This window comes from Shewanella surugensis (assembly GCF_023284005.1).
GTDB classification, from domain to species: Bacteria; Pseudomonadota; Gammaproteobacteria; order Enterobacterales; family Shewanellaceae; genus Shewanella; species Shewanella surugensis.
In genome coordinates, this window is record NZ_JAKIKS010000224.1 from 1 (window position 1) to 3,962 (window position 3,962).

General features: G+C 41.7%; 2 protein-coding genes. Both read left to right on the plus strand.

The window, feature by feature from the left end:
• The coding region (locus tag L2764_RS26045) for an RHS repeat domain-containing protein (RefSeq protein ID WP_376708501.1) at window positions 1-3,143 on the plus strand (3,143 nt) is incomplete at its 5' end.
• A 12-nt stretch (window positions 3,144-3,155) separates the two neighbouring features.
• The coding region (locus L2764_RS26050) for an RHS repeat domain-containing protein (RefSeq protein WP_248943257.1) at window positions 3,156-3,962 on the plus strand (807 nt) is incomplete at its 3' end.

Below are 3,962 nucleotides of genomic sequence, written 5' to 3' on the forward strand. Positions count from 1 at the left end.
GGTTTGGTAATAGCATTATCTATCATTATAACAAAAAGGACCAATTGATAAAAATTACCGCCAGTGATAAACGGGAAGTCACCTTTGTATATGAAAATAATGAAATTAAAACCATAAGTTATGATAAAAAGCAGTGGCAATATGGGTATTCTGCATTTTCTAGAAAATATAAAGGCGGGGGTTATAGTCCTTTTAGGCGCTTAATCACAGTGACACGCCCCGATAATCAAGTATGGGAGTACCAATTTACCGATAGGGCTTATCATCATCCTGTTGGTATTCATCGAGATCTACATAGCCAAAATAACAATCTTGATTTCACAGTGACTCATCCTAACGGTGCTCAAGGTCAATTTAGTTTTGCAAGAGAAATGCTTGGCCGCACTAATATAGCTGACATGAGTTATGTTTTATATCAGATACATTTAGGGGATGGAAAGTGGCAGCCTATAGGTGACAAGTTTCGTAAACAAAGTACCCCCGTATTAGCCTTAAAAAAGAAAACGATCACCAAAGCTGTAGGAGCTGATTTAGTCTGGCAATATGCATACTCAAAAAATGTTGGTGCTTGGTATGATGAAAGTCCAAAAAAGAAACATTTATTAACGGGCGACTTACCCAGTAATATAGACAATTTCCATTATAAATGGACTAAAGTCACTGCGCCTGATGGCAGTCAAACACAACATTATTATAACCGTAATGGTCGAAGTTTCTTTGAAGGCCAATTAATGGCCAGTCGTGTTTCTCAAGACAATTTGCTTTTACAAGAAACCCAGTATGATTATACCCAAAGCACAAAACCTGTCGGACAGTCGGGTCTGTGGTTGGATAATTGGCAAAGTAAAGATTACCGCATTATGCAAACCAAAAAACAGATTGAACGTAAAGGTGAGGGTGATACTTATACCACAGAATACAGCAGCTTCAATGCTTATGGCGTGCCGCAAATTAGCCATGAATTTAATAGTATTGGTAATACAGCGAGATATACCAAAGCCGCCTATCAGCACGATAGGGATAAGTGGGTGCTTAACCTGCCTCGCAAAGAATATGTGTCAGTTGATGGCCAATATGGCACCCCCGTGTCTGAAATTACTTACCATAGCGATAGTTTACTGCCTAATCAGTATAAACAAATGGGGTCATTGACTGAGACTCACACTCATCATAAAGGTGGTCAGCTTAAAAAGATTGATTATAGTGGGAGTAATCGTTATCAGATATTTGACGATTATTATCGCGGCATATCGCGCAAAATTACCTTTCCCTGTGCGACGAGCAATGGCTGCTCGACAGCCAATGGCAGCACTAAAAATAACATGCTAACCAAAATAGCAGTCAATGCCGATGCCAGTATTAAAAGCATTACCGACTTTAAAGGCCATAAAACCAGCTATCAATATAATGCCATCGGTTGGATGACCCACATTGACTACCATGATAAAAGCATAGCGAATAAAGTTATTAGCTATGAGAAAGTAGCAGAAGAAGATGATGGTGCGCAGTTGGGTAGCTTCGTTAAGGCGGGGCAATTAAAACAAACCACCAAGCAAGGCAGTTTACAGCAAGTCACTTATTATGACAGTTTGCTCAGACCGCACTTGTTTGTGAAAAAAGACACGACAAATGAGCTAACCACTTATGAGCGTAAACAATACGATCATGATAGTCGAGTGGTCATGCAAACCAATCAGGGAGATAATTTAGGTAGCTTAGTGAACACATTGACTGAGTATGATGCGTTAGATCGTATCATTAGCATCACGCGTGCTGAGGATAAAACGACAACAAGTATCAGTTATCTAAGCAATAACAGTAAACAAGTCACCGATCCTAACAATAATGTGACTACCACCAGTTACTTGGCTTATGGAGAGCCTGAGCAAGAAAAAATTAGCACTATCGCCGCACCAGCAAGTACGAATACCATGATAAAATACAATATTTATGGCAATATCAAATCCATCAAGCAAGGTAATGTCACTGAAAGCCGTGTATATGATGAGCGTCAAAATTTATGTAAAACCGTGCGCCCAGAAACAGGCATCACAGCCTTTGTTTATAACACCCAAAATTTACCGATTTGGCGCGCTGAGGGAACAGTTGGCAGTAAAATGAGCTGTGATTTATTGGCGGTGCCTAAGGCGGATAAAGTGACTTTGGCTTATGATAATCTCGACCAATTAAAGTCAGAAACCTATCCTGCTAACACAGCAAATCATACGTCCAATAAAACCTATGCCTATGATGAAAACAGTAACCTAACGAGTGTGGCTGCAGGTAAAGTGACATGGGCTTATCGCTATAATACCATGGATAAATTGAAATCTGAGCAGCTTAAAGTTGATAAAAAAACCTTTAATATCACTTGGGGGTACAATAACTTAGGTAATGCGTCATCACTGACTTACCCTTCAGGAAAAAAAGTCGCTTTTGCCCCCAATGCCTTCGGTCAAGCGACGCAAGCGGGACCTTATGCGACCAATGCGCTTTATCATGGTAATGGTCAAGTCAAAAGTTTCACCTATGGCAATGGTATGAACCGTAGTATTTCTCTTGATAAAGTGTCACATATTCATCAAATGCAAGATACCCATAGCGGTAAAGCGCAGCTCAAATTAACCTTAGCTTATGATGATAATGATAATCTGAGTCGAATCATCGATGGCATTTACGCTAAAAATAATGTTAACAATATCCATTATGACGGTTTAAACCGCTTGATTAATGCCGATGGTAAATGGGGTAAAGGCCAGTTTGATTATGACGCGGTGGGTAATATTACCTCACGCAGCGTCAGTGGCTCAAAAATCAATTATCAGTACGGTGGCGATAATCGCTTAAAGTCCATTACCGGCGCCTACAAGTATGCTTTTAAATATGATGCCAGAGGCAATACCCTCAACAATGGTCGTTACCCGTTAATCTATAACTTAGCCAATCAGCTCACCTCAGCCAAAGGCCATACCTATGTTTATGATGGTCATGGCAAAAGAGTCAAAGACGCGCGCAGTAATGGGGCAGAATACTCAGTCTATAGTCAAGGTGGTCAGCTGCTGCATCGACAACGCGCCAATGGTGACAAAATTGACAGTATTTACTTAGGCAGTCAATTAATTGCCGATGTTGAAACTCGCTAAGGAGAGCTGAACATGACATTACTCACTTTATTTAAACTAGCTTTATTTCAGCCATTGCTTAAGCGGGCCACGCAGTCACTGATCCAGCGAGTGACAAATAGAATAAGCCTCCGTAGGCAATTAAAAACCTTGGCATTGTGTATGGGGTTATTATTGCCGTTTCTGTCCACATCGGTGCAGGCACAAGGCCGAACCACCTTTGTGCCTATTGCAGTGGGGGATATTCTCATCTTTATTCCGTTACTGTCGACGCCAACGCAAACAAGCGTTAAGGCGACATCTTCCGATGGCCGTTATCAGCTCAAGTGGGATAAGGTACCACAGGCGAGTTATTACCAAATCATCATCACCGATGAAAAGGGCAAGCAGCGCATTGTCATTGTGACAGGCAATAGCCATGCCTTATCGGGGTTAAGCCTAGGTAATAATACCGTTGAAATACAAGCCTGTAATAGCAAAGATCAATGTGGCGCATCGGCTCTAGTTGGCACGGTTAAACGTAACACCAAAGTCACGTATCAGCACACCGATATGCTCGGATCCCCTGTGATGCAAAGCGATGAAGCGGGCAATGTGTTGAGCCGCAGTGTCTACGATCCTTTCGGCAAGCGCTTAGGCGGTGATAAGGAAGGCATCGGCTATACTGGCCACTTGCATGATAAAGACTTAGGCTTGACCTACATGCAGGCTCGTTACTATGACCCTTTAATTGCCCGTTTTTATAGCAATGACCCTGTGGGGTTTGCGGATAGTAGTCACAGCTTTAATCGTTACGCCTATGCCAATAATAATCCCTACAAATACGTGGATCCGGATGGT